Raw genomic sequence first — 19,119 nt, forward strand, 5'->3', positions numbered from 1 at the left:
ACCGGACCCGTCAGAGCTTGAAGCGGCCCGCGAATCCCCGCAGTGGCAGGTCCGCGCTGGTGATGATGCCCGGTGGAGCGGCCACCACCGACTTGATCGCGTTCAGCGCGGGCATGCCGGTCACCGTCATGCCGATCGACGCGAAGCTCGCCGGATCGGAAAGGTCGACGCCGGGCTTGGGGAAGATCATGTGCTTGTTGTAGATGTTCGGATCACCCTTGATCTGAGTGATGTAGCAGCCCTTGATGTCCCAGCTCGGGTCGGTGTGCGGTGTCATCTGCCACTCCAGGTGGGTCTCCACCCGCGGAACCCCGTCGACCATGCCCTGGTAGCGAATGTAGTTGCCGCCCAGCGAACCCTTCGGCAGCTGGTACCAGCCCAGGTCGACGTCCTTGGTGCAGGCGCCCAGTTCGTAGCTGAACTTCACCTCGTCGAGCGTGAGGCCGAAGCAGTCGGCCATCATCAGCACACTGTCGGCGAACACGCGGGTGTACTTCTCGAGCTTGCCCGGGATCTCCGGATCGTCCACGGGCCGGCCGTAACCGACCTCGATCCAGGTGTCCTTGGAGTGATGGCACGACACGTCGACCGATTCGATGGTCGTGACGTTCTCGATGTCGGCGACGTCCGCCGAGCACACCACACCGAGAATCTGGTTCACCCCCGGGTTCATCCCGGTCCCGTAGAAGGTGGCGCCGCCCTTCTCGCAGGCCTCCTGCAGCAGTCGGGTGACGGGCTTACCCGACGGGTGCGGATGATTGGTGTCGCGGTGCCATCCGGTGATCCAGTCGGCGGTGGTGACGATGTCGATGCCGGCTTCGAGGATCCGCACGTACAGATCCTCGTCGGGGAACACTCCGTGAAAGGTCAGCACGTCGGGTTTGGCGGCGATGATCTCGTCGATCGTGCCGGTGGCGGTGACGCCGTTGGGCGCGATGCCGGCGAGTTCGCCGGCGTCCCGGCCGACCTTCTCCGGCGAATAGCAGTGCACGCCGACGAGTTCGAGGTCGGGCTGGGTGGCGATGCGCTTGATCATCTCGGAGCCGACGTTGCCCGTGGCCACCTGGAACACTCTGATCGTGCCGGTCTTTGTGGTGGTGTCTGTCGTCTCGGTCATGAGCGCCCTTCCTGTGCGGTCATTGCGATCTGGCGGCCAACTCGGCGGCGCTTCCGCCCTTGCCGTCGGGGTAGAACTTCATCGCCCACTGCCGAATGGCGGTGAAACCCTTTTGTTCTGAGCTCGCCAGGGCGGGCGGGTCGGAATAGCGCTGGTGCGCCCAGATGTGGATGTCCTGCGCGAACTGGCGGATCACCTCGTCACCGAATTCCCGGGCCTTGGCCTCGGCCCGCACCGGGTCGCGGCCCGACTGCTCGGCGGGCCGGCCGATGTAGACCATGAAGCGCACGTCGGAGGTCGACTCGTCGACCGGGGTGATCGCCGAGATGGTGCGGTTGTCCACCATCCCCCAGCTCTTGGTCACCGCGATGCCCAGGCCGCCGTTGATCGCTTCGACCCCGCTGTTGACATCTTCGATCTTCTGGCCGTCGTCGCCTTCGAAGGTGATGGTGAAGTCGACATAGGACACCGGTTCGTCGAAGTCGTGGCGGGTGAACACCGGCACGATCGGGGTGTTGTGCACGTACTTGAAGTGCGCGAAGTCGACCCCGTTCTCCAGCACGTACTGCGGATGCATCTCCAGGCCCTGCCGGAACAGCCGCTGCTGCGGGTAATAGTCCGCCGCGGAGGTCCCGTCACCGAAGCTGGAGAACACATCAGGGGCGTCGAAGAACGGTGCGCGGTTCTCGATGTCGTGCCAGATGTAAACCGACTCGTTGCGCTCGACCACCGGGTAGGTGGTGATGCGCCGGCCCCGGTTGGGGCGGTCTTCGTAGGGAATGCACACGTTGCGGCCCTGCTGGTTCCACTGCCAGCCGTGGAACGGGCATTGCAGCACTTCACCTTTGACCGTGCCGCCGTAACCGAGGTGCGCGCCCAGATGCTCGCAGTAGGCGTTCATCACCGTCAGCTGCCCGGATTCGGCACGCCAGGCGACCATCTCCTGGTCGAAGTACTTCATCGTGTGGACGTCACCGACGTTGATCTCGTCCGACCAGGCGACCTGAAACCATCCGGTCGGCTTCATCGACAGGGGCGGTCTCGCCATCAACTATCCCTTCGCGGATCGACGTCGGGAGAATGATAGAGCAGTCAATGAAAAAACCATAGTGGGTTCTACGAAACGATGACCGACCGGCTATCCTGCCAGCATGAGCCAGGTGGCGGCGTCGGTGCGGCGACCCAATCGTCGAGGGCTGGCGACCCGCGAGAACATGCTCGAGGCGGCGCTGCGAGCGCTGGCATCCGGCGACCCCGCCTCGGTGTCGGCCAACCGCATCGCCAAGGACATCGGCGCCACCTGGGGCGCGGTGCAGTACCAGTTCGGCGACGCCGACGGGTTCTGGGCCGCGGTGCTGCACCGCACGGCCGAACGCCGCGCCGACGTGTTCACCACGATCGACCAGGCTGCGCCGTTGCGCGACCGGGTCGCCGGCATCATCGACACGTTGTACGACGGCCTGGCCGAACCGGATTCGCGTGCGATCGAAAATCTGCGCGCTGCGCTGCCCCGTGATCACGCCGAGTTGGAGCGGCTGTACCCGCGCACCGCGGCCGAACTGTTCTCGTGGGGCCAGTCCTGGTTGCAGATCTGCGCCGACGCGTTCGCGGACCTGGACGTCGACCCGGACCGGGTGCGTGAGGTCGCGGCGCTCATCCCGGGCGCGATGCGCGGCCTGGTGTCCGAGCGTCAGCTCGGTTCCTACGCCGACCTCGACGTGGCCCGGCGCGGCCTCACCAACGCGCTGGTGGCCTATCTTCAGCCCACGCCATAGCCCTCACGCCCACAGCGACATCAACGTCACATAGCAACAGGTGCCGATGAGGATGCTGAACAGGGCCCGGCCGCGCCACAGGTGCAGCCCGGCGGTGACCGCGACCGCGACGGACAGCCAGATCAGCTGTCGCACCGTGTCGCCCGCCACGGTGCGTAGCGTGTAGATCGCCAGCATGACCATGACGCCGACGGGCATGTGGACGCTGAGGTAGCGAACCACCCGGCTGTTGCGCAGCGGCGCCAACGCGGCGAAGGGCAGCGCCCGAAGTGCCCAGGTGACCGCGGCACTGACCAGCACCAGTACCGCGATGTATCGGTTGTCAGGCACGTCGGCCACCCCGGGTGAACCGCATCCGCACCAGCGACGCCGCCGTGAACGCCGCGAACGCGCACACCAGCAGCTGACCGGGCACCAGCAGCCACGCCACAACCGCCGACAGTGCCGCGACCATCGCCGTGACCGGGTCCGGGCGCTGACGGTAGGCGTCGATGCCGAGCACGATGAACAGTGCGGTCAGCGCGAACTCCAACCCCACCAGCCGTTCGATCGGGACCGCTTCGCCGACCAGACCGCCCAGCGCGGCGCCGGTCACCCACAGCAGGTGCAGGCTCACCTGCATCACCAGCAGCGGCCGCGTCGTCCACGTGCGGGCTTCCGGGCTGACCGCCACGGCGAACGCCTCGTCGGACAGCGTGTAGGTGCTGTAGGCCTTGGCCGCCCGGCCGCGGACACGGTGCAGCGGGAACGACAACGCGTAGAACACGTGGCGGGAGTTGACGATCAGCGTCGTGAGCGCGACCGTGGCCAGGGGCGCCGCGGTGGCTGCGAGATGCACCATGAGGAACTCCAGGGACCCCGCGTAGACGACTGCGGCGAACACCGGCGCCCACCACCACGCCAGCCCCGCATGGACCACCAGGAAGCCCAGCGCCATCCCGAGGGGGATGAAAGCCAACCCGACAGGCGCCGTGAGGGCGAGCACCTCCCGGGTCGAATGCCGTCGCGCAGGGTCGGTCGGCACGGGCTCCACCTCCTCGGGATCAATGGGCGAGATCGCCGGTGCGGCGACATCGAAGACGCTAGCTTGGCCGCAACGCAACGATTGAGGTGAGTGGTGGGCATCTTCGAGGAATGGGTCAGCGGGGCAACCTCGTTCACGTGGCGGTCGACGACGCCGGCCAACGACGGTGCCGAGGTGGAGGTGTTCACCCGGCGCTGCGGCACCCCGGGCGCACCGGCACTGGTCTGCGTGCACGGATTCCCGACGTCGAGCATCGACTACCACGCGCTGACGCGTGAACTCGGCGGCGAGTTCGAGTTCTTCATGGTGGACTTCCCCGGCTACGGCCTGTCGGCGAAGCCGCGGGCGCCGTATGCGTACTCGCTCTATGACGACGCGCGGCTGCTGGTACACGCCATCACCGAGCGCTGGGGACTCACCGACTACCGGATGATCACCCACGACCGGGGCAGCAGCGTCGGGATGATCACGCTGGGCATGCTGGCCGACCGGCCCGACGGACCGCTGCCCGCCGACGTGTTCATGACCAACGCGAACATCTACCTGCCGCTGGCCAACCTGACGGCCTTCCAGGTCGCCCTGCTCGACGACGAGACCGGCCGCGCCACCGCCGCGGCCACCACCCCGGAATTGCTGGCGGCGGGGCTCGGAGCCACCACCTTCATGCCCCGCCGCGACCTCGACAACCCCGAGATCACGGCACTGGCATTGTGTTTCGCCCATGATGACGGAACCGCGGTGCTGCCCGACACCATCCGCTACCTGCACGAGCGCGCCGCCGACGAGACCAGGTGGCTGGAGCGCCTGTCAGACATCGACGTCGACCTCACCTTGATCTGGGGGTTGCACGACGGTGTCGCGCCGCTGCGGGTGGCCAACCACGTCTGGCAGGAGTACCTGAAGCCCAAGCCGGGGCGCAACCGCTACTGGGTGGTGCCCGGTGCCGACCACTATGTGCAGTGCGACGCACCCGGCGAGGTGGCCGAGATCATCCGGCTCACCGCCGCGGGAACGGAGCTCGATCTGCAGACCCTCGGTGCGCGACCCGACGGCGCGGTGCTGGTGGACCGGTCAGGCGACGAGCAGCACTGATTCGGCCGGCCCGGCGATCCCGACATCGTCGAACGCCGACCGGATCGCGTCGAGTTGATCCACGGAGAACCCTTGTGCCGCCGCGGCGCTGAGCACCGCGGCGCGGCCGTCAGCGAAGACCGCGGACCTGCCGAGCCGGAACAGCGAGTGGTAGAACACCCGCGCCCACGCCTCGTCGGAGACACCCGCGGTCGCGGCGTCGGTCATCATCAGGTAGGCGGCGTGGCCGAAAATCGTGCTGTTGACATGCTCTCCGCCGTCGTCGCCGGTGCCGGTGTAGCGGGTGTCGTAGTGGTCGCGGTAGGGCCCCAGTCCGCTGCTCACCGACGTCGGGTCGGCAAGGTTGCGGATGATCCCGTAGTCGGAATCCTCGGCGATCAGCCAGCGTCCAGGTCCGCTCTTGCCTTCGACGAGCAGCCCGAGGATGTCGGCGTAAGCCTCGTTGAGCGCACCGGACTCGCCGTAATCCAGGACCGAGCCACCCGTTCCGACCACGTAACTGACGACCGCGTGGGTGAATTCGTGGGCGACCACATCCAGAGACGCCTGTAGGTATCCGGCGTCACCGAAAGCGAACTGCTGGCGGGTGGGGTCCCAGAACGCGTTGGCGTAGCCGAACGCGCGGTAGGTGTTGATCGGGTTGTAACGGATGCTGACTTCGACGAGAGCTCCGTCCCCGTCGAAGGACGTGCGCCCCAACACGTCCTCGTAGAAGTCGTACACCGCCGCGGCGTTCGCATGTGCCGATACCGCACCACGATTCCAGCCGAGCCAACCGCGCTTGACCACCCGCCCGGGCAGCACGGGGCCGCCGACGAAGAACAGATACGAGGTGGTGTAGGTGGTGATGTTGCGCGTGTCGTCCACCATGGTGTAGCTGGGAAACAGCCAGCCGCCGCGGTCGACGGTGATGCTGCGGGACTCACCGAGCCAGTCGGTGGCGACGCTGTCGACGCTGGCGCCCTGCCCGGACGTGACGGTGACGATGATGCTGCCCGCATCACCTCCGTCGGCGTCGACCACGTAGGTCACGGCCGACGGCGAAAGATCCCCGGTATCGGAGAACCGCACGACCACCTGCCAGGCCAGCTCCGGATCGGCCTGCTGATCGAGTGCGTAGACGACCAGCGCGGTGGTCACGTCGGTCTGGGCCAGGAAGGTCTGCAGGGCTTCGCCGTCGGCGTCGGCGCCGAGGTACGCGGCGCCGGCCAGCAGCGACACCTCGTCGTGTTCGTCGACACCTTCGTCCGGGGTGACGTCGAACGCGGCGCCGAGGCCGACGTAGTTGTTGAACAGGCTCGTGACCAGCCCGTCGGCGTCGGTGACGAGAATGATGTCGCTGCCGAGAACCGTGACGTCGCCGAGGGTTTCGGTGTAGTGGTAGAAATTCTCGACGCCTGGGCCCACGCCGGCCCGGTCGGTGTCGATGTCGGCCGCGGCGGCGAACCCGGGGGCTGCGCCCAGCAGCGGGGCCAGCCCGTTGAGCACCGCGGCGGCGTCGGCGGCGCCGCTGACGACCTGATCGGTGAACCGCCCCTCGATGACGCGGACCGCGCCGCCGTCGGTGACGCCGACAGTGACACCGTCGCGGGTGCGCAACTCGGCGAGCTGGACGGGGTTCGCAGTCGGTGCTCCGGCGATTCGCACGACGACCTCGGTGGGACCGGTGATACCGAGCAGACCGAGCAATCCATGGACGTGCACGGGGTTGCCCACCGTGTCGTCGACGGTGACGGTGAACTGGTCAGCGCGACCGGGAAGCGATGGTGTGTAGGTGAAGCCGCCGGACGCGTCGAGCACGACGCGCCCGTTCGTCGGTGCGGCGGTGACCGTGTAGGTCAAGGAGAGGTCGTCGTAGTCGACGGCGCTGAGCGCTCCGGTGACCACTCCGTCGGGTCCGGGACCGGAGACCGTGACGTCGGCGGTGGGCCGTTGGTTGTTGAGCACGTATTGCGCCTGGCGGACCGCCAGCCACAGCGATTCCACCAGCGCCGAGACCGGGGTCGCCGGAAGCGGCAGACCGTGAGCCGCCGGACCGAGACCGACCCACGTGAGCAGGTCGGTGACGATGCTGTCGACGGTGACCGGTCGGGCGGCCACGATGCTGCGCACGCTGCGGGCCGGCGCCACCGCGGCGGTCTCGACGGCAACCGAGGGCTTGTCGGCCGGCTGCTCGGTCGCGTCCGGCAGGCTGAGGTGCTCGGCGATCGCCGTCAGTTCAGCGCTGCGCTTCTGCTCTGCCGGTGCGCCGTCGACGGTGCGCGGTTCAGGCCCGGAGTCACTCCCGGGGCTCTCCGCGGCCACGTCCGCGGCGATCGCACGGCCGGCGGCGCGCTCGGTGGTGGTGTCCTCGGCGACGCCGTTGGTGGTGGTGTCGTCGGCGTGCTGGCTGAGCTCGTCGGAGGTCTCGGCAGCGGCGTCACCGACTCCGGCGGCACCGTCGACGTCGCCGGTGTCACTGGCTTCCGACGTGTCGTCCAGTCGGCCGGATTCCTCGCCGGAGCCGTCCCCACCAGGGGCGCCGTCGGCATCGTCGTCGCCCGCAGCATCGTCCTCGCCAACGAATCCCTCGGCAGCGTCATAGTCCACGGCGTCATCCGCAGCATCGTCCTCAGGAGCAGCGCCCTCGGCGGCGTGGTCCGCAGGATCGTCCTCGGCAGCATCGTCTTCGGCAGCTGCGTCGTCCGAAGCGCTGTCGGCGTCGCTCGACTCTGCTGACGGGGTGTTCCCGGACTGCGCCGCGGTGTCGGATGGAGCGGCTGCCGCAACCCCCTCGCCGACGACCGGACCCACACCCAGAAAGGTCAGCAGAACCGCCGCCGACACCCACCGCGCCGTGCCGCCCGATGCGCGTCGGTGAACGCAGTTGACCACGTCGAACCCCCCGTGTCATGCAATCCGAGCCGATGCGCGTGGTCGAAATGCCTGGTAGGCAAATTACCACCGCGAAACTGGCCCGCGAAGGCTCTCCGGCCGATTACTCGGCGTCGCGTCGCCGCCCGCGGCCGGTATGCGATCACTCGACGTCGCGTCACCAGCCCGTGGCTGCCATGCGATTACTCGGCGTCGCGTCGCCGCCCGCGGCCGGTATGCGATCACTCGACGTCGCGTTACCGGCCCGTGTCAGCCGCCGTCACACCATGCGCAGAACGCAATGTCAGGCTGACAGCTCCGCTGAGGACATATGTCCGTAGCGACGCTCTCAGGCTGACATTGCGTTCGGCTCGACTCGGCTCGGCGTGGACGGAGCTGGGAAAGCCGGACGGTTTGCACTCAACAGAGGCAGCTCGCTGGAGGATGGGCTGATTCGTCCACCACGAATAGGGGGCCGCGGGCAGACGGGCTCATTCGTCCACCACGAATAGCGGCTGGCCGCGGGCAGACGGGCTGTTGCCCCACGAATAGGGGCTGGCCGCGGGCAGACGGGCTGTTGCGCCCAAGAAGAGTCGGGGCCGGTCACGACCGCGGAGTACAGGCCGGCGGTGAGCCCGCCGCATACGCGTTAAGGTGGGCCGGGTGCCACTGATTCTGGGCCCGGTCCTGCGCCACGTCTCCGAGACGACGGCTGTCGTCTGGGTGCAGACCGAGGAAGCCGCCGATGTCGAGGTGCTCGGATGTTCTGCCCGCACCTTCGAGGTCTCGGGTTTCCACTACGCCTTGGTCGTGGTGCGAGGCCTGACCCCGGATACGGTCACCGAGTACCAGGTGCTGGTGGACGGCGAACAAGTCTGGCCCGAAGCGGAGTCGAAGTTCCCGCCCAGCGTGATCCGGACCCGCGGCCCGGAGACCACCGACCGACTGCGGGTGGTGTTCGGGTCCTGCCGCTACCCCAAGACCGGTGACGACAAGCTCGACGCCAAGCTGGGCGCCGACGCCCTCGACTGCTACGCCACCCGCCTGACCGGGCTGCCGGTCGACGAGTGGCCGGATGCGTTGCTGCTGCTCGGCGATCAGGTCTACGCCGACGAGCTGACCCCCGACGCCCGCCGCAACCTGGCCGGGCACCGTCGGCGGATGCACGGGCGACCAGCCGACGAGGTCGTCACCTTCACCGAGTACGAGCGTCTTTATCAGCACACCTGGGGCGACCCGGAAATTCGGTGGGTGCTGTCCACGGTGCCGACTGCGATGATCTTCGACGACCACGACATCCGTGACGACTGGAACACCTCGGCCACATGGCGCGCCGAGGTGAACGCCAAACCCTGGTGGCGTGACCGCATCCGGGCTGGGCTCGCCACGTACTGGGTGTATCAGCACCTCGGGAATCTGAGCCCTGAGGAACTGGCCATCGACGAGGACTTCCGCAAGGTCCTCGCCATCGACGGGGACTGCTGGGGATATCTCGAGCAGCTCGCCGATCGCGCAGACACCGAGGTCGGGGGTGAGAAGGCCATTCGGTTCAGCTTTCGCTGGGACCTGGGCCGCAATCGCCTGGTCATGGTGGACTCGCGCAACTCGCGAGTGCTGGACAGCGGTGACCGAAAGATGCTCGACGACACCGAGTTCGCCTGGGTGCAGGACCAGATGAACGATGGGCGGGAGTCGCTGGACCACCTGCTGATCGGGACGTCGCTGCCCTGGCTGATGCCGCCGGTCATCGCCGACCTGCAGTCGGTCAACGAGCGCACCGCCAGCCGCGGCGGTCTCCGTGGCCGGCTGGGCGAGAAGCTGCGCCAGGGCGCCGATTTGGAGCACTGGCCGGCGTTCACCGATTCCTTCCTGCGGCTCAGCGCCGCCCTCGCCGAGTCGGCGGGCGCCGAGCCTGCCCCGGCGACCGTGTCGGTGCTCTCCGGCGACGTCCACCACAGCTACGCGGCGCGCGCCGACTTCACCGATACCGGCGGCGCCCCGGTGCATCAGCTGGTCTGCTCGCCGGTGCACAACTATGTGCCCGGCTTTCTCAAGCCCGTGTTCAAGACCGGATGGTCGCCGAAGGTGTCTCGCGTGACGCGGCGCTGGGCCCGCCGGCACGGCTCCCCCGAGCTGCCGATGTCGTGGCAGAACCTCAGCGGGCCGTTGTTCGGCAACACCATCGCCACGCTGCGTGCGGCGGGACGGCGCGCGGAGGTGATCTTCGAGCAGCCCGACGACAACTGCCAGCTCGATGTCGTCGCCGAGGTCGCCCTCACCGCTGAACGGCCGCCACCTCGACCGGTTCGATCGTGACCGCGATCCCGTCGGGCATCGGCATGTCCGCCAGCGGTTCGAGATCGTCGAGGGCCGGCGATGGGCCACACTGGTGGCCATGACCGAACCCGGTTCGCCCCGCGTCGCGGTGTATCTCGACTTCGACAACATCGTCATCTCGCGCTACGACCAGGTCAATGGCCGCAACTCGTTCCAGAAGGACAAAGCCAAGGAGCCCGCCGACCACGCCGAGCGGCTCAAGCGCGCCACCGTCGACGTCGGTGCGGTCATCGACTTCGCCTCGTCCTTCGGCACGCTGGTGCTGACCCGCGCCTACGCCGACTGGTCGGCCGACGTCAATGCCGGTTACCGCGACCAACTGGTGGGCCGCGCGGTTGATCTGGTGCAGCTGTTCCCCGCCGCGGCGTACGGCAAGAATGGCGCCGACATCCGGCTGGCGGTCGACGCGGTCGAGGACATGTTCCGCCTGCCCGATCTCACCCACGTGGTGATCGTGGCCGGTGACTCCGACTACATCGCGCTGGCTCAGCGCTGCAAGAGGCTCGGCCGTTACGTGGTGGGTATCGGGGTGGCCGGGGCGTCGAGCCGCGCCTTGGCCTCGGCGTGCGACGAGTTCGTCACCTACGACGCGTTGCCCGGCATCCCGGTGTTCGAGCCGGCGCCGTCCACCGACGGCACGTCCGCACCCAAGAAGCGGACGCGCCGGACCAAGACGTCCGGCGCCAACACCGAGCCGCCGGACCCACAGACGGCGGCGACCGGTCTGTTGACCCGCGCGCTGCGCATCGGGATGGAAAAGGACGACGCCGACTGGCTGCACAATTCGGCGGTCAAGGCGCAGATGAAGCGGATGGATCCGTCGTTCAGCGAGAAGTCGCTGGGCTGCAAGTCCTTCAGCGATTTCCTGCGGTCCCGGTCCGACGTGGTCGAGCTCGACGAGAGCTCGACGACGCACATGGTGAGGCTGCGGGAGGACAGCTGAGCGCCGCGCTCAGTGCACCCCTTCCATCTGCCGGCTGATCCACGGGGCGATGGCGAACACCACGGCCCCGACCACGACAGCGATCAGGCCCAGGATGCCGAAGTAGGCGACTTCACGGTCGGCGTCGTAGTAGCCGGCCAGCAGACCGGACATGGCCGTGCCGAGGCCGACCGAGAAGAAGTAGAGCGCCATCATCTGCGCACGGAACGCCTCGGGCGCCAGCTTGGTGGTGACCGACAACCCGATCGGCGAGAGCAACAACTCTGACACCGCGAAGACCGCCATGATCGCCATCACCAGCAGCGCGGGCACGGTGGCGCCGGACATGCCGGCCAACGGCACGAAGCACAGGAACGCCAGGCCCATGCCGATGACGCCGTAGGCGAACTTGCGCGGCGTGGTGGGCGCCCGGTTCCCCAGCTTGGTCCACATGATCGCGAACAGCGGTGACAGCGCGATGATCCACACCGGTTCGATGGAGCCGATCCAGCTCGACGGTGCGGTCCAGCCGAAGATCGACCAGTTCATCCGTTCGTCGGAGTAGACGGCCAACACGGTGAAGATCTGCTGGAACAGCGACCAGAACACCGCGTTGGCGATGAACAGCGGGATGAACGCGCGCACCCTGATCCGTTCCCCGCTGCTGACCTGATCGCTGGTCAGCATGATCGCGAAGTAACCGATCGAGGCGACGATGATGACGCCCGTGGTGATCTGCGACAGGTTGGCCAGCGTGATGAGGCCGAGCGCGATAGCGACGCCGATCACCACCAGCCCGGCCACGACGACGGCGATCGTTCGGGTGACGGCGCTGCGCGGCAACGGGTTCGGCACATGCCGGCCGTGCTCGCCGAGGTTGCGTCGGAAGAACACGTACTGGGCCAACCCGAGCGCCATCCCGACCGCCGCGGCGCCGAAGCCCCAGTGGAACCCGATGCGGGTCTGCAGCAGGCCGGTGATCAGCGGGCCGGTGAAGGCGCCCAGGTTGATGCCGAGGTAGAACAGCGTGAAGCCGCCGTCGGCGCGCGGATCGCCCTTCTCGTAGAGCGTGCCCAGCAGCGACGAGGCGTTGGCCTTGAGCGCCCCCGACCCCAGTGCGACACACACCAGGCCCACCCCGACGCCGGTCAGCCCGGGCAGGACGGCCAGCGCGATGTGGCCGATCATCACGACCACGCCGCCGTAGAAGACGGTGCGTTCCATGCCCAGCAGCCGGTCGGCGATCCAGCCGCCGAGCACGGTGGACAGATACACCAGCCCGCCGTAGGCCCCGACGATGCCGGTGGCGGTGCTCTGCGGCAGGCCCAGTCCGCCGTCGGTGACGGAGTAATAGAGGTAGTAGCCGAGGATGGTGAGCATCCCGTAGAACGAGAACCGCTCCCACAGCTCGACGCCGAAGAGGTTGGTCAACCCGATCGGGTGACCGAAAACGGTGCGCGTCTCGCCGCGCTCGCGGGTCGTCATCCCCTTACCTTGCCCCGTTTGGGCGGTGAATATGCGGACTCGGCGTTCAGCCGATTCCCTCCAGCGTTCAGCCGGTGTTCTCCAGGGTTCAGCCGATTCCCTCCGGCGTTCAGCCGGTGTTCTCCAGGTCGTTCCGCGCCAGGCAGGTCTCGGCGAGCTGGTCGAGCGACAGCGGCAGCACGCGGGCCAGCGCGGCGATGGTGCTGAACGCCGGGGTGGCCAGCCGACCGGTTTCGATCTTGCGCAGGGTTTCCGGCGAGATCCCCGCGGCCTGCGCGACGTCCCCGAGAGTGAGATCCCCTCGCGCCTGCCGGATCTGCGCGCCGAGGCGTTTCCCCGCGGCGAGCTGCTCTGCGGTCAGCGGAAGTCGAACCATGGCGATCAGCCTACCTGCGCCGGTATGAAAATACCGACACCTCCGACTAGGCTGGTATTTTCATACCGGTTCTCGACGAAAGGACCCCGGTGCTGGAACTCAAAACCCCGTCGGAGATCGCTGCGATGCGGGTGACCGGCGCGTTCATCGCCGACCTGCTCGACGACCTTGCCAGGCGCACCCAACCGGGAGTGAACCTGCTCGAGCTCGAACAGCGCGCCCGCACGCTCATCTCCGACCGCGGCGCGCAGTCCTGCTACTGGGACTACGCCCCCTCCTTCGGGCGCGGACCCTTCCGCAACGTCATCTGCCTGTCGGTGAACGACGCGGTCCTGCACGGCCTGCCCCACGACTACGTCCTGCGCGACGCCGACGTGCTCAAGATGGACATTGCGGTGTCCATCGACGGCTGGGTGGCCGACTCCGCGCGCAGCGTCATCGTGGGCACCGCCCGACCGCAGGACCGGCGCCTGGTCGCCGCGACCGAAGCCGCGCTCGCGGCAGGCATCGCCGCCGCCCGGCCCGGCAACCGACTCGGCGACATCTCGGCCGCGATCGGCGCGGTCGCCGCCGAGTACGGCTACCCCGTCAACACCGAGTTCGGCGGTCACGGCATCGGACGCACCATGCATGAGGACCCCCACGTCTGTAACACCGGCCGCGCGGGCCGTGGCCTGAAATTGCTCCCCGGCATGACCCTGGCGCTGGAACCCTGGTTCGCCGCGGGCACGGACAGAATCGTCTACGACCCGGACGGATGGACGATCCGCTCGGCCGACGGTTCTCGCACCGCCCACAGCGAGCACACCGTCGCGATCACCGACGGACCAGCCCAGGTGCTCACCGAGAGCCGGGGCGACCGAGGATGAGTTCGACGAATCTGACGGCGCGTGTCACGGATCGGTCCGCGACACGCCGCCCCGTCACCGGCGAAATCCTGAGAATCGACTGGTAGGCGGGTAAGTTCATCGTGGGCGGGTTTATCGATCGGTAGGTGGGGATCGCCATGAAGGTTTCCGGACGTGCGGTTTTGGCCGCCGGCGTCGCGGCGCTGACCGGCGGCGCGCTGGCTTTCACGCCCTCGGTACTCCCCTCGTCGATGCGGACCATCGAGGTGCTCCCGCCGGTGGCGTTCACCGCCGACAGCACGGCGCTTCCGGTCTCCGACGAAGAAGTGCGCGCCGCTCTGGAGCTGATCCGCGACGTTTCGACCGCTCCCGGCCACGGCAAGATCACGATCCGCCTCGGCACCGACGAGGGATCCCACGCACTGGCGGCCGCGCTGCCGGCGGCCAACGTCGCCGACGAGGTCCACCGCGCCCCCGCCGTCGCGCGCAGCACCGCCGATCCCGATGATCCCGGCGATCCCGCGTCGGATGTAGCGGCGCTGGAAGAACCGGGCGAAGACCCGGTGGTGCTCAACGCGGCGTCCGACATCATCAACGACGTCTACGCCGTCACCCGGTACTGGGCGAACTACGTATCCCTGGAACTTGGCCCCTGGCTGATCAACTGGGTGCCGTTCGGCTACCTGATCTCCGACCAGATCTACATCTGGTACCCGGATTTCGTGCTCCCCGTCGTGGACAGCTTCGTCTACGACTTCCTCGACCCGGTAGTCAACAACCCGCTCGATCTGGGGGTCTGGGTCACCGGCATCGGCGACATCATCAACACCGCCGTCTCCGGCGTCTACAACGGCATTGTCAGCGAGATCCAGTACGTGCTGGACTTCGGCTGGTTCCCGATTCCGCTGCCGCCGCTGCCCGACTTCCCGCTTCCGTTCGCCGCGGACTCGACAGAGGTCGCCGTCACGCTGGCGGCCAGCGAGGCCGACCCCACCACCGAAGCTGCGGAAGACACCCAGGCGACCGAGCAGACAGAGGCGGCCGAGACCGCCGACACTGCTGAGGCCACCGAGGGCGCCGGCGCAGTCGCCGGTGAGGTCGCCGACCCGGAGACGCCCACCGAGGGCGACGCCGAGCAGACCGGCGAGGAGACCGGCGAGGTGACCGAGGAAGTCGTCGACGACGCCGGAGAGGTCGCCGAGGACACGGAGGCTCCCGTCGAGGAACCGGCCGCCGACGAATCCGGCGAGACCGTCCCCGATGTCGACGAGTCGACCGATGAGGCTGCCGACGAAACGTTGGACGAGATCATCGACGAGGCCCTCGATGACGGCGACGCGTCGGCCGACGGCGAGACCGAGCACGCCGAGACCGGTGACACCGGCACCGGTAGCGAGGTCACGACCGACGCTGACTCTGACTCGACGGGCGCAGACACCCAAGCCGGCGACACCGCTTCCGGCGAGTGAGTTCGCCCGCGCACCAAGTCATTACCAAAGTCGAACGACGACGCTGACGCTGCTGCTCACACCGCTACGAGTCCCTACTATCGGGGCATGCCGGTACCCGACAAGCCGCTTCAGCACCAGGAGTCGGTGTGGGATTACCCTCGCCCGCCACGGCTGGAGAAGTTCGCCGGATCGATCACTGTCGAGTTGGGCGGGCAGGTCATCGCCAGCACGGATCGGGCCTGGCGAGTGCTCGAGACCAGCCACCCGCCAACGTATTACCTGCCGGGCGACTGTTTCGCGGACGGAGTCCTGCGACCGGCGAGCGGCTCGTCGTGGTGTGAGTGGAAAGGCCAGGCCAGCTACTTCGACCTGGTGACGCCTGCCGCCGAGGCGTCGCGCGCGGGGTGGACCTATCTGAACCCGACGCCCGGATTCGCCGACATCGCCGGGGCCGTCGCCGTGATGGCCTCACTGGTGGATCGGTGCACCGTCAACGGTGAGACCGTGATCCCGCAGCCCGGCGGCTTCTACGGCGGATGGATCACGAGCTGGATCGCCGGTCCGTTCAAAGGCGGCCCGGGATCGATGGGGTGGTGAACCCGGCAGACGGGTAGCTCCGCGACCTTCCGGCCAGCAAATGGCGCAGGCGTGCGTCAACGCCAACCGGCGCAACCTCGTCTGCCATCAGAGTCAGGCGATGCGAGGGCTCCGTGGCGCTGTGCCCGCACAGTGGCGCAGCGGCGTTTCGCAGTGATCGAAGGTTTGCCAGCCCAGCATCAACGATGACAGCGACCGCCCCCGAGTTCCGGGTTCCGAACGCGGGAGACTGTCGGGGAACGGTTCGATCGCGGGCACCATTCTCGGCAATCGTGCGTGCAAACAGAGCCGACGGCTTCTAATGAATCGGTGAGCAAATGTCAGGGGGGCGGCTCGCCGCGTATCGCGCAGACTCCATGCCGGGGGTGAGCAGAGCGACTCAACGCTGGTGGTCGTGGTGGCGGCAGCCCGATCAGTTCGTCCGGATGACGTGGTTCCTGCGCGACCACGGCATGGTCCGATCCACCCAGAACATCATGGCGTTCGTCGCGTTCTCCTCCGCGCTGGTCCCCTCGAGCATTTTCTTGTCGTTCGGCGCGCCGGCGCTGGCCACCGTGTTGGTGTGCGCCGCGTCGGCGTCGGTCGGTCTGGGGATGACATTCTTCTGGCTGACCCGCTGGCCGACCCGGCGCCAGTCCATCGTCGCGGTATCCGCGGGTGTTCTCTGTGTCGCCGGATGGTCCGTGGCCGGCCCGGGAACCGTCGTACCGGCGTTGTCGTGCACCGCTTTCGCGATAACCGGGGCCTATCTCGCGTTCTTCCACAGCGTCAAGCTAATGACCGCCAATGTCGTGTTGGCAGTCGCCACCGGGGCGGTGCTGACGGTGCGCATCGCCGACGACGTCGGCTGGCCGGTGGCGCTCTCGGCGTTCTGGACTCTCTGGCTGCTCAACACCGCGGTGCCCATCGCGGTCCGCAGCATGGCGTGGGCGTTGACCCACTACGTCGAGCGGGCGAACACCGATCCGCTGACCGGGCTGCTGAACCGGCGCGGATTCCTCGACGAGGTGTGCCGGCTGCTCGACGACAACGCCGGCTGCGCCGTTCTGATCACCGCCATGGTGGATCTCGACGACTTCAAGCGCGTCAACGACGTCAGCGGCCACGCCGCCGGCGACCACATCCTGGGCGTGGTGAGCGCGGTGCTGCACACCCTGTTCCCGCGGCGATCAGCGATCTGCCGTTCCGGCGGGGAAGAATTCCTGATCGCGCTGTGCGCCGAGGAGGGTGAATCCATCGCCGACGTCGGCGACGAGATCTGCGCGGCGATCAAGCGCAGGGCTCTGGGAGTCACCGCGAGCGTCGGGGTGGCCACGGCACGGCCCGGACGGTTGTCGAAGCCCGACATCGAACGACTCCTCGCGGGCCAGATCGCCGCAGCCGATGCGGCGATGTACGCGGCCAAGAGGCTCGGCGGCGACCGGGCCAGCGTCGCGTCGTGAGCTCGCCGCCTGCCGAGGCGCTGTGGCACACTGAGCCCATGGCCGAGCGACTCAGTCGGGTGGAGATTTTCAAGGACGCCGCCCAGGACATCGTCGAGTCCGGGGCGTCGACCGTGGGCGAGGTGGCGTCGATCATCACCGGCGCGGTCAGAGATGTCGCGACCGCCGTCGGCGGGTTCGCAACCGATGCATTCGAGATCCGCGACGGCATGCGCACCGCGGCGCGCGACAATGAACCCGAGCTGTCAGACGACTGAGCGGGCCCGCAGGATCGTCACGCCGGCGAGCAGCTCCCACGCGATGATCGGGTAGACCGCTCCTCGCTCGACCAGCCCCACCGGCAGCGAGGCGCCGTTGACGCCGTCGATGACCAGCACAGCGAGGCACAGCAGCCCGACAGCGCCGAGGGCCACCCCGGCCCGCCGGAACCACTGCCCCGCCCCGAGCGAGCGGCTGCCGAGGGCGCCCAGGATCACCGCGACGTTGCCGCCGATGATGGCCATGCCCGCACCGATCACGTGTGCTGCGGTACCACTGGGAAAGCCGCCGACGCCGACGTTGCCGAGGGCGTTCACCGCGGCGGCGACGACGAAGGCCCGCCCCATCCAGCCGAGCCCCACGCTGCGGACCACCAGCACGGCGCCGATCAAGAACAGCACGCCGTGCAGCATGAACGCCCGGTTCATCAGTCCGGACACGCCGAGCTCACTGATGTAGTCGTCGAGGTAGCTGTAACTCTCCATACCGGTTGCCGTCACCGCTTCGGCGGTCAGGTAGACCGCCGCACCGACCAGCCACGTTCCTGCGGCGGCACGTATCGAAGCCATTGACAAACCAGGTCCTTTCACCGGCCGAGTGGCAGGTGAGTCGCCGGATTCCGCAACCTTACCCACTGATCTTGATAGTTGAACTAAGCTTTGCCGCCGTGGCTAGATTCACTGTGCTGACCTGTGCCGTTGCGGTCACTTTCGCCGTCGCACCGGCAGCGTACGCCGCCCCGAGCCCCGTTCCGCTGCAGCCTGGATCATCGTGCGACCCGAACTACTCGGGGGCGTGCGTCCCCATCGACAGTGACGTCGACTGCGCCGGCGGCAGCGGCAACGGCCCGTCGTATGTCTCCGGTCCGGTCACCGTGGTCGGCACCGACATCTACGGCCTGGACCGCGACGGCAACGGCACCGGTTGCGAGTAAGCGGCGGTCACTTGATCAGGGCACGAACCGCACACTGATCGGGGCATCGGTGGGGATCACCTCCCCCGGCGACGGCTCTTGCCAGCCAATCTGTTTCGGCAGACAGGCGGAGTTGGTGACATCCTCGCCTCTCTGCAACGCGCCATGCCACCCTGCGTCGCGCAACAGTGGTTCCGCCTCGGTCCAGTCCATGCACTGCAGTGCGGGCATGACGAGAGTCGCCGGCCCAGACTTCGGTGAGTTCGTCTGCTCAGTCGCCGCTGACGGCGGCTGACCGCCGGAACAAGCCGCCGCGACACCGACGACGCACGCAGCCGCCGCGATTCCGCCCAACGCTCGCCGCCGGGCATTCGTCTCTGTCATCTGGCCTCCGCCAAGCATTCGACCGTGATCCATGTCTATCGCGGCGGCCTGCGAGATCGACAAGCCATCGCTGATCACCGCCAACACAGCCTGATACCGCTGCTCAGCCACGCTCAACTCCCTCATCCAGGGAGTGTCAAGGGTCAGCCGAAACAACTGTCACGCATCAGCCGAAACACTGTCATTCATCAACGAAGGCGAAAAGTCACACTTCACCCGACGTAATGGGCTTGACCCCGTTTGGT

Annotated in this window: 19 protein-coding genes; 10 read left to right on the forward strand and 9 right to left on the reverse strand. The window is 67.8% G+C overall.

From position 1 onward, the window contains the following. Positions 1 to 10: 10 nt before the first annotated feature. Both J3476_RS12355 and J3476_RS12360 read right to left on the reverse strand, forming a co-directional pair. Positions 11 to 1,117: a dihydrodipicolinate reductase gene (locus J3476_RS12355; RefSeq protein WP_207066756.1), complete on the reverse strand. Its 1,107-nt coding sequence runs from the start codon at positions 1,115 to 1,117 to the stop codon at positions 11 to 13. 19 nt (positions 1,118 to 1,136) lie between these two features. Then, complete coding sequence (locus J3476_RS12360; RefSeq protein ID WP_207066757.1) at positions 1,137 to 2,165, reverse strand: Rieske 2Fe-2S domain-containing protein; 1,029 nt, start codon at positions 2,163 to 2,165, stop codon at positions 1,137 to 1,139. Positions 2,166 to 2,268: 103 nt separating this feature from the next. On the opposite strand from J3476_RS12360, the gene J3476_RS12365 reads away from it, so the two are divergent. Beyond that, a complete protein-coding gene (locus tag J3476_RS12365; protein ID WP_207066758.1) occupies positions 2,269 to 2,892 on the forward strand; it encodes a TetR/AcrR family transcriptional regulator in 624 nt (207 codons plus the stop codon). A 3-nt stretch (positions 2,893 to 2,895) separates the two neighbouring features. Here J3476_RS12365 and J3476_RS12370 read toward each other — a convergent pair whose 3' ends face one another. Next, on the reverse strand, positions 2,896 to 3,222 hold the full coding sequence (locus J3476_RS12370) for a branched-chain amino acid transporter permease (protein WP_207066759.1): 327 nt from the start codon (positions 3,220 to 3,222) through the stop codon (positions 2,896 to 2,898). After that, on the reverse strand, positions 3,215 to 3,916 hold the full coding sequence (locus J3476_RS12375; RefSeq protein ID WP_207066760.1) for an AzlC family ABC transporter permease: 702 nt from the start codon (positions 3,914 to 3,916) through the stop codon (positions 3,215 to 3,217). Before J3476_RS12375 ends, J3476_RS12370 begins: the two co-directional genes overlap by 8 nt. Positions 3,917 to 4,009: 93 nt before the next feature. On the opposite strand from J3476_RS12375, the gene J3476_RS12380 reads away from it, so the two are divergent. Then, a complete protein-coding gene (locus tag J3476_RS12380; protein ID WP_207066761.1) occupies positions 4,010 to 5,008 on the forward strand; it encodes an alpha/beta fold hydrolase in 999 nt (332 codons plus the stop codon). Here the strand turns inward: J3476_RS12380 and J3476_RS12385 are convergent. After that, positions 4,988 to 7,834 carry a M4 family metallopeptidase gene (locus tag J3476_RS12385; protein ID WP_286182950.1) on the reverse strand — a complete coding sequence of 949 codons (2,847 nt, stop codon included), beginning with the start codon at positions 7,832 to 7,834 and terminating at the stop codon, positions 4,988 to 4,990. The two genes, J3476_RS12380 and J3476_RS12385, sit on opposite strands and share 21 nt — an antisense overlap. Positions 7,835 to 8,524: 690 nt before the next feature. On the opposite strand from J3476_RS12385, the gene J3476_RS12390 reads away from it, so the two are divergent. Then, the gene (locus J3476_RS12390; RefSeq protein ID WP_207066762.1) at positions 8,525 to 10,177 is read left to right on the forward strand and encodes an alkaline phosphatase D family protein; all 1,653 of its coding nucleotides are present in this window, start codon (positions 8,525 to 8,527) and stop codon (positions 10,175 to 10,177) included. A 79-nt stretch (positions 10,178 to 10,256) separates the two neighbouring features. Beyond that, the gene (locus J3476_RS12395) at positions 10,257 to 11,141 is read left to right on the forward strand and encodes an NYN domain-containing protein (RefSeq protein ID WP_207066763.1); all 885 of its coding nucleotides are present in this window, start codon (positions 10,257 to 10,259) and stop codon (positions 11,139 to 11,141) included. A gap of 9 nt (positions 11,142 to 11,150) precedes the next feature. On the opposite strand, the gene J3476_RS12400 is transcribed toward J3476_RS12395, so the two are convergent. Together J3476_RS12400 and J3476_RS12405 are read right to left on the reverse strand one after the other, a co-directional pair. Further along, positions 11,151 to 12,605: a peptide MFS transporter gene (locus J3476_RS12400; protein WP_207066764.1), complete on the reverse strand. Its 1,455-nt coding sequence runs from the start codon at positions 12,603 to 12,605 to the stop codon at positions 11,151 to 11,153. A gap of 109 nt (positions 12,606 to 12,714) precedes the next feature. Continuing rightward, positions 12,715 to 12,981, reverse strand: a complete 267-nt coding sequence (locus J3476_RS12405) for a helix-turn-helix domain-containing protein (RefSeq protein ID WP_207066765.1) — start codon at positions 12,979 to 12,981, stop codon at positions 12,715 to 12,717. Positions 12,982 to 13,070: 89 nt separating this feature from the next. Here J3476_RS12405 and map point away from each other — a divergent pair, with 89 nt between their 5' ends. The 5 genes from map to J3476_RS12430 all read left to right on the forward strand — a co-directional run bounded on the left by map (position 13,071) and on the right by J3476_RS12430 (position 17,576). Then, complete coding sequence (gene map / locus J3476_RS12410) at positions 13,071 to 13,850, forward strand: type I methionyl aminopeptidase (protein ID WP_207066766.1); 780 nt, start codon at positions 13,071 to 13,073, stop codon at positions 13,848 to 13,850. A 137-nt stretch (positions 13,851 to 13,987) separates the two neighbouring features. Continuing rightward, positions 13,988 to 15,298 (forward strand): hypothetical protein, encoded by a 1,311-nt coding sequence (locus tag J3476_RS12415; RefSeq protein ID WP_207066767.1) that lies wholly within the window; start codon positions 13,988 to 13,990, stop codon positions 15,296 to 15,298. Positions 15,299 to 15,385: 87 nt separating this feature from the next. After that, entirely contained in the window at positions 15,386 to 15,877 is a 492-nt protein-coding gene (locus tag J3476_RS12420) for a DUF427 domain-containing protein (RefSeq protein WP_207066768.1), read from the forward strand. Between the two features lie 365 nt (positions 15,878 to 16,242). Continuing rightward, positions 16,243 to 17,319, forward strand: a complete 1,077-nt coding sequence (locus tag J3476_RS12425; protein WP_207066769.1) for a diguanylate cyclase — start codon at positions 16,243 to 16,245, stop codon at positions 17,317 to 17,319. Between the two features lie 38 nt (positions 17,320 to 17,357). Further along, the gene (locus J3476_RS12430; protein WP_207066781.1) at positions 17,358 to 17,576 is read left to right on the forward strand and encodes a hypothetical protein; all 219 of its coding nucleotides are present in this window, start codon (positions 17,358 to 17,360) and stop codon (positions 17,574 to 17,576) included. Here J3476_RS12430 and J3476_RS12435 read toward each other — a convergent pair. Beyond that, positions 17,565 to 18,146 (reverse strand): DUF998 domain-containing protein, encoded by a 582-nt coding sequence (locus tag J3476_RS12435; RefSeq protein ID WP_207066770.1) that lies wholly within the window; start codon positions 18,144 to 18,146, stop codon positions 17,565 to 17,567. The two genes, J3476_RS12430 and J3476_RS12435, sit on opposite strands and share 12 nt — an antisense overlap. A gap of 98 nt (positions 18,147 to 18,244) precedes the next feature. Here J3476_RS12435 and J3476_RS12440 point away from each other — a divergent pair, with 98 nt between their 5' ends. Next, on the forward strand, positions 18,245 to 18,511 hold the full coding sequence (locus J3476_RS12440; RefSeq protein WP_286182954.1) for a hypothetical protein: 267 nt from the start codon (positions 18,245 to 18,247) through the stop codon (positions 18,509 to 18,511). Between the two features lie 15 nt (positions 18,512 to 18,526). Here the strand turns inward: J3476_RS12440 and J3476_RS12445 are convergent, their stop codons facing one another. Beyond that, positions 18,527 to 18,958 (reverse strand): hypothetical protein, encoded by a 432-nt coding sequence (locus J3476_RS12445; RefSeq protein WP_207066783.1) that lies wholly within the window; start codon positions 18,956 to 18,958, stop codon positions 18,527 to 18,529. Positions 18,959 to 19,119: the final 161 nt, after the last annotated feature.

Origin of the sequence: Mycobacterium sp. PO1 (assembly GCF_017312405.1) — a bacterium.
Lineage (GTDB): Bacteria > Actinomycetota > Actinomycetes > Mycobacteriales > Mycobacteriaceae > Mycobacterium.